7 protein-coding genes are annotated in these 6,308 nt (G+C 68.9%); 2 read left to right on the forward strand and 5 right to left on the reverse strand.

Annotation, left to right across the window (positions count from 1 at the left end; all coding sequences use genetic code 11):
- Positions 1–44: 44 nt before the first annotated feature.
- Positions 45–539, forward strand: coding sequence for a GAF domain-containing protein (locus BSZ14_RS12505; protein ID WP_042483616.1), 495 nt, complete (start codon positions 45–47; stop codon positions 537–539).
- 117 nt (positions 540–656) lie between these two features.
- The gene (locus tag BSZ14_RS12510) at positions 657–1,607 is read left to right on the forward strand and encodes an RcnB family protein (RefSeq protein ID WP_083748242.1); all 951 of its coding nucleotides are present in this window, start codon (positions 657–659) and stop codon (positions 1,605–1,607) included.
- A gap of 149 nt (positions 1,608–1,756) precedes the next feature.
- Here the strand turns inward: BSZ14_RS12510 and BSZ14_RS12515 are convergent, their stop codons facing one another.
- The 5 genes from BSZ14_RS12515 to BSZ14_RS12535 all read right to left on the reverse strand — a co-directional run bounded on the left by BSZ14_RS12515 (position 1,757) and on the right by BSZ14_RS12535 (position 5,978).
- Positions 1,757–3,019 (reverse strand): M20/M25/M40 family metallo-hydrolase, encoded by a 1,263-nt coding sequence (locus BSZ14_RS12515; RefSeq protein ID WP_076711194.1) that lies wholly within the window; start codon positions 3,017–3,019, stop codon positions 1,757–1,759.
- 250 nt (positions 3,020–3,269) lie between these two features.
- Positions 3,270–4,127, reverse strand: coding sequence for an SDR family oxidoreductase (locus BSZ14_RS12520; RefSeq protein WP_076711196.1), 858 nt, complete (start codon positions 4,125–4,127; stop codon positions 3,270–3,272).
- 74 nt (positions 4,128–4,201) lie between these two features.
- Complete coding sequence (locus BSZ14_RS12525) at positions 4,202–5,026, reverse strand: hydrolase 1, exosortase A system-associated (RefSeq protein WP_076711198.1); 825 nt, start codon at positions 5,024–5,026, stop codon at positions 4,202–4,204.
- Positions 5,014–5,709: a hypothetical protein gene (locus BSZ14_RS12530; RefSeq protein WP_076711200.1), complete on the reverse strand. Its 696-nt coding sequence runs from the start codon at positions 5,707–5,709 to the stop codon at positions 5,014–5,016. The genes BSZ14_RS12525 and BSZ14_RS12530 overlap by 13 nt, the downstream gene beginning before the upstream one ends.
- Entirely contained in the window at positions 5,706–5,978 is a 273-nt protein-coding gene (locus tag BSZ14_RS12535; protein WP_042483611.1) for an acyl carrier protein, read from the reverse strand. The genes BSZ14_RS12530 and BSZ14_RS12535 overlap by 4 nt, the downstream gene beginning before the upstream one ends.
- Between the last annotated feature and the right edge of the window lie 330 nt (positions 5,979–6,308).

The raw sequence follows: 6,308 nt of genomic DNA on the forward strand, positions 1-6,308 counted from the left end.
GCCCGGGGATGACGTACGCCGCCCATCGTCCTACATCCCGCATCATGTACCAGTTCGACATCGCCGCCGGATCGAAGGCAGAGCTTTACCGCGATCTCCACGCCGCGCTCGACGCGCTCACCGCCGGGGAGGGGGATGCGGTCGCCAACATGGCCAATGCCGCCTCGCTGATCTGGCAGTATCTGCCCGATCTCAACTGGGCGGGATTCTATCGCATGGTCGGTGGCGAGCTGGTGCTCGGGCCGTTCCAGGGCAAGGCGGCGTGCATCCGCATCCCGGTCGGCAAGGGCGTGTGCGGCACCGCCGTTGCCGAAGCACGGACGCAGCGCGTGGCCGATGTCCATGCCTTTCCCGGCCACATCGCCTGCGATGCCGCCAGCCGCTCGGAACTGGTCGTGCCGGTGCTTCTGGACGGCACGGTCATCGGCGTGCTCGATCTGGACAGCCCCGAACCGGGCCGGTTCGACGAAGAGGATCAGGCGGGCTGCGAGGCGCTGATGACGCTGCTCGCGCCGCGTCTCGCCGCCATGGCGGGCTGACCCGTTTCGGGACGGGCGGCACTGCTATCGATACAGGCAGGGCGCTGGTATCAAACCTTGTTTCGGCTTCGGCGTTGAGGGGGACGTCGTCGCATAGAACAGGGGAATAAGTTTGCCATGCGAAGTTCGTCGCGCCTGATAGTCCTGACCCTTGCCATGGTCGCCAGCGTACCCGCCATGGCGCAGGCCGGGGCCAACTATCCCCGTCCCGGATTCGATCCCGAACCCTCGCGCACACAAGCCCCGGTCGTCCGTACGACCTCGGTCGGTGTGCCGCCTGCGCGCGCGAACCGCTGGGGCAGCCGGGTCGGTGGACGCTGGTGGGGCGGGGCGAACGCGCCCGGCGGATGGCCTGCCTATCGCCGCCCGGTGCGCGGCATGACGGTGCCGTCCTATTGGACCGACCGGCGCTTCGGGGTGGATGACTGGGCGGTCTATACCCTGCCGCAGCCGCCGGTTGGGTATCGCTGGTCGCGCTATTATGACGATGCGGTCCTGATCGACCAGCGTGGGTCGGTCTATGACAGTGTGTACGGCGTGAACTGGGACGGCACGCCCGATTATGCAGGTGCGCCCTATGCGCCCCCGCCGCCGCCCGTCCGGCGCGATGACGGGTTGGGGGGTGCCGCGATCGGTGCGGTGGCAGGCGGCGTGGCGGGCAATCTGGTCGCCGGGCGTGGAAACCGCCTGGGTGGTACGCTGATCGGCGCGGGTGTCGGGGCGGCGGCGGGCTATGCCATCGACCGGGCCGAGGATCGCGGGCGGCGTATGGAGCCGGGCTATGACGATTACAGCTATCGGGACCCATATGCTCCGCCCCCGCCGCCGCCTGCCATGGGACGGCGCGTGGTGACGCAGGGCGGCACGACCGTCACCACCACGACCACGGTGGGAACGACAGGTATGCCGCCTTCGCCGCAAGCGGGTTATTATGCGGACGGCTATTATTATCCGGCTCCCACGACTACCACAATTGTGGTACAGGGCGCTCCTGTCATTACCACGACGACCACCACTACGACCGAAGTGGTGCGTTCTGCCCCGCGCCGCGCGCGCGTTCGCAGCTAGCTGGTCCGTCGCTGACGCCTTCCCCCAGGGGGGATTTCAGCCCGAGAGACGCCGGGTTGGAAACCGGGATGCCGCTCCGACTCTCCCGCGGGGCGGCATCCTTTCCATGGTCCGATCGATCGCCGCTCAGCGGCCGTCAAAGGTGACGCTCAGCGGCCGCCAAAGGTGACGAGGCTCTCCGCGCCGTCCGCCGCGATCGCCGAGACGCCGATGAAATGGTCGTCGACCGGCACCTGGGTCAGCACCGTCTTCGTCTCGGTCACGTCGCGTGCGTCGGTCCATCCGGCGACGTCGTTGCGCCGCCAATGAATGCGGTAGCGGACCGCGCCCGGCACCGACGCCCATTCGACCTGCGTGTCGCGGGATAGCGCGCCGCTGATCGTCACCTTGTCGGGGGCGGCCGGGGCGGCGGCCAGACGGCCCAGCGTGGCGATGTTGATCGCCGTCACCTTCGCCAGATAGGGAAAATCCATCTTGTCGATGGTGTCGCCGTACGCGACCGTTCCTTCCTTGCGCAGGTCCTGATGCTGCGCGTCCCAATCCTCATTGGCGACGGAGAAACGGACGGCCGGATAGCCGAGCTTCAGGAACGGCTCATGATCGCCGCCGCGGCCGAAACGGTCGGGCCGCCGGTCGAGGAACACGTCGAGGCCTCCGAGCTTGTCGGCGACGCCGTCGATCGCCTTGGCCAGCGCGCGGCTGGGTCCGTCATCCTCGCCGCCATTGCCCCGCCGCTGGATCTGTTGCGGCAGGTCCTCGGAGGCGCGGATGCCCTCGGAAAAGACGCGGACCCAGCGTGCCTCGCGCACGCCGCCCTGGCCGACCGTGTTGCCGACGATATCGTTGTTGAGCATCGCCGAGACCCGCCAGTTGCGGGCCTTGGCGGTGTCGGCCAGCAGGGTCGAGCCCCACAGCCCCTGTTCCTCGCCCGAGAAGACGGCATAGACGATGGTCGCGTCGAACTGCTGCTTCGACAATTGGCGCGCGGCCTCCAGCACCAGCGCCACGCCCGAGGCATCGTCATTGGCCCCCGGCGCGTCCGACGTCGCATCCATCACATCCGTCACGCGGCTGTCGATATGCGCACCGACGATCACCACGCGGTTCGGGTCGCGCCCCCGCTGGATGCCCAGCACGTCCTCGACCATCACGCCGTTCGGGGCGCGCGGGCCGGTGAAGCGGCGGTTGATCCGCTCCACGGTGATGCAGCCGTTGCAGCCCTGGCCGATCGTCTCGAACTGCCTGGCCGCCCAGTCGCGCGCCGCGCCGATGCCGCGTTTGGGATCAGTGGTCGTGGAGGCAGTATGGCGCGTGCCGAAGCCGACCAGCGCTTCGACATCGGCCTTCAGCCGGGCGGGGGAGGGAGCGGCGGCGGGCGTCGCGGCGGCGGCGAGCAGGAGCGGGAGGATCATCGTACCAGACTGGCCGAGCGGGCGGGGGGAGGCAAGTGGCGGATTTTACGGTCGAAGCCGTTCTGCTCGCCACGTCGCCGCCTGCGCGGCGTCGATCGGCTTCCCCTCGGTCTCGTCCCCGGTGCATCCGCACGCCATCGGCGACGCCCGGACGACCGGACTGGTGGTCGGGCTGCCGGTCGATCAGCGCCGGCGGCTGATATTCGACGGCATCGGCGAGCGTCGCGATGGATCATCTGCTTTCAGGGGATCAGAGAAAGGGGGTGCCGCCGGTAACGGGGATGGTCGCGCCGCTGATGTAGCTGGCCTCGCCGCTGGCGAGCAGGACGTAAGGGGGGGCGAGTTCGGCGGGTTGCGCGGCGCGGCCCATCGGCGTCTGCTCGCCGAAACTCTTCACGGCCTCGGGTGGCATGGTCGAGGGGATCAGCGGGGTCCAGACCGGCCCCGGCGCCACCGCATTGACCCGGATCTTTCGCTCGGCGAGCATCTGCGCCAACCCCGCGGTGAAATTGTGGATCGCACCCTTGGTGGTCGCATAGGCGAGCAGTTGCTGGTTGGGCTTGTCGGCGTTGATCGAGGTCGTGTTGATGATTGATGCGCCTTCGCCCATGTGCGGCAGCGCGGCCTTCACCAGATAGAACATCGCATGGATGTTGGTGGCGAAGGTGGTTTCCCACTCCTCGTCGCTGATATCCTCGACCGCCTGGAAGCTGGCCTGATGCGCGGCATTGTTGACCAGGATGTCGACGCGGCCGAAGGTCTGGACGGCACGCTCGACGATGGTGCGGCAATGCGCCGGATCGCTGATATCGCCGGGGATCAGCAGGGCCTTGCGGCCTGCCTGTTCGACCAGCCGCTGGGTTTCGGCGGCGTCTTCATCTTCGGACAGGTACGAGATCACCACGTCCGCACCCTCGCGGGCAAAGGCGATGGCGACCGCGCGGCCGATGCCGCTGTCCGCGCCGGTGATGATCGCCTTTTTGTCGGTCAGTTTGCCATGGCCGACATAGCTATGCTCGCCATGGTCGGGGCGTGGGTCCATCGCCTCGGTCTGGCCGGGCATGTCCTGCTGCTGTTCGGGCTGGGGCGGGGTAGGGCGTTCGTTCATGGACCGTCTCTCCTTGCCCGACCAATGGGCGGGGCGGGGAGGCGTTCCTGAGAAAAATCGAATCTTAAAACGTATCAAGCGATATTCTGGGGTTCCGCCTCGCTGTCGCGCACAGGTGTCGCTCCGTCCGATCCGGCCCGTGCCAGATGGGTGAGGACCACCCGCTCCAGTGCGTCCATGGCATCGGCATAGCTGTGCGAGTCCGTCGCCAGTGTCTCGATGGCAAAGCCGTGCCCGCGCGCGGCGGCGCGAAAGGCGACACCGGTCGCATCGCCCTGCGCCACGATGATCGCGGCATCCCCGGCCCAGCGATGGATCGCGCGGATCAGCGGCGCAGCGGTCTCGTCGAGCGCAGAGGGGGCTGCGGCAATCTTGGTCAGTCCTTGGCGCAGCTTGCCCAGATCGACCGCGCCGCGCGCCAGCCGCAGCCACTCGGCCGGATTGACCAGCTTCCTGGCATAATGGCGGCGGATCGCGGCGGCGGGGGGCAGCGCGTCGGGTTCGTCCGACAGCCATGGATTGGAGAGCAGGACCTTCGCGAACCCGGCCTCCGCGCCGAACATCGCCAGCGCGGCGGCGGCGTCGCAATTGCCGAAGCCGATGATCCGGGTCAGGTTCGCGGCATCGGCAAAGGCATCGACGGCGGCGGCGATATCGGGACCGCTCGACTCCCAGCCGCCATTGCCACCCGCGCTGTCGCCGACGCCGCGCCGGTCGAAGCGGAAGACCGGATAGCCATGGGCCGCGATGCGGGCCGCCATCATCGCCTGGCCCCGGTGCGCACCCATGCGCGGCTCGTTGCCGCCGGAGACGATCAGCAGGCCGGTCGCACCCGCCGCTTCGTCCAGCGTGCCGATCAGCGTCGCGCCGTCGCAGGGAAAGGAGATCAGCCTTCGCATGATGCGATCCACTGCGCGATATCCTCGGCCAGCAGGGCGGCGAGTTCGGGGTCTTCCTGCGGCTCGGCCCGGCGCCAGGGCGGGACGGCATCGATCACGCGGTCGGCGGGCGCTCGGTCATGGCCCAGCCGCACTACGCGGCGCGGCACCCCCGGCTGGTCGTGAAGTCCGGCCCCCGCCAGCCCGGCAAGGAAGTGCGGAGAGACCCGATTGCCCGCGACGCGCACCGGCGACTCCGCGCCGAACACGCCATGTTCGTCGCCGCGCAGCCCCGCCGCCGCGCGCAGCCGGATCACGTCGCGCAGCACCGCTTCGCCCGTCATCGGCGTCAGGTGCCAGCGCCCGGCCAGCAGCGCGAACCCGTCGACCAGCGCGCCGCCCCGGATCGACACGGCGTAACAGGGCCGGTCGCCCAGCGATTCCGCCGCCGCCTGATGCGCGTCGCGCCATTGCAGCAGGCTCGCCTTCTCGGTGTCGATCACGCTCTCGCCCGTGCCCGGCCAGTCGGGCAGCGCGCCGCCGATGCCGTGATCGGCCAGCCGCCGCAGCATGGCGACCGCCAGGCTGCGCGTCCGGTTCGCTTCTTCCCAGAACGGCATCGCGACCAGCACGACCGGCCCTTGCGCGGGGCCGAAGCGCAACATCGCCTCGCGCCCGCCGGGCCAGTCATAATAGTCGATCAAGCGCCCGCCTTGGATTGCGCAAAGGCAACCAGCTGGCCGAACGTCTCCAGCATCTCGCCATCGACCTCGTCATCCTCGATCAGGATGCCCAATCGGTCCTCCAGCTCGGTCAGCACGCCCGCGACCGCCATCGAGTCCAGTTCGGGCAGCGCGCCGAACAGCGGCGTATCCACGTCGAAACCGTCCACGCGCTCGGCCGACAGACCCAGCACATCGGCCAGCACGCCGCGCACTGCCGCTTCCACTTGCCCGTTCGTCTGGAGTTCCAAACCCTGTCGCCCTGCTCTTTGTAATGTTTGCGACAGCGTTAGTGCGGCGGCGGGCGTTGGGCAACGGGTGTTGGTGAAGGCGTTTGGTGTCGAAGCAATCACCGGAGCCCCAGGCCCTCGCCCGGCCCCTCCCGCCTGCGGGAGGGGAGAGGTATTGCGGCCTGGCGAAAAGCCCCCTCCCGCAGGCGGGAGGGGGTTGGGGGAGGGGATGCCCTGGGTTTTTTCACCCTCGCGGTCGTTGTGGCATGACGCATGCAAATGCTCGGCATGGGGAAAGCGCCGGAGCCCCAGGCCCTCCCCCGGCCCCTCCCGCCTGCGGGAGGGGAGAGG

Origin of the sequence: Sphingomonas sp. Sph1(2015) (genome assembly GCF_001970915.1) — a bacterium.
Classification (GTDB): domain Bacteria; phylum Pseudomonadota; class Alphaproteobacteria; order Sphingomonadales; family Sphingomonadaceae; genus Sphingomonas; species Sphingomonas parapaucimobilis.

Bases quoted from the DNA above. Each gene is read 5' to 3' on its own strand.
- BSZ14_RS12515 (WP_076711194.1), bottom strand. From the start codon at position 3,019: ATGATCCTCCCGCTCCTGCTCGCCGCCGCCGCGACGCCCGCCGCCGCT.
- BSZ14_RS12520 (WP_076711196.1), bottom strand. From the start codon at position 4,127: ATGAACGAACGCCCTACCCCGCCCCAGCCCGAACAGCAGCAGGACATG.
- BSZ14_RS12505 (WP_042483616.1), top strand. From the start codon at position 45: ATGTACCAGTTCGACATCGCCGCCGGATCGAAGGCAGAGCTTTACCGC.
- BSZ14_RS12510 (WP_083748242.1), top strand. From the start codon at position 657: ATGCGAAGTTCGTCGCGCCTGATAGTCCTGACCCTTGCCATGGTCGCC.
- BSZ14_RS12525 (WP_076711198.1), bottom strand. From the start codon at position 5,026: ATGCGAAGGCTGATCTCCTTTCCCTGCGACGGCGCGACGCTGATCGGC.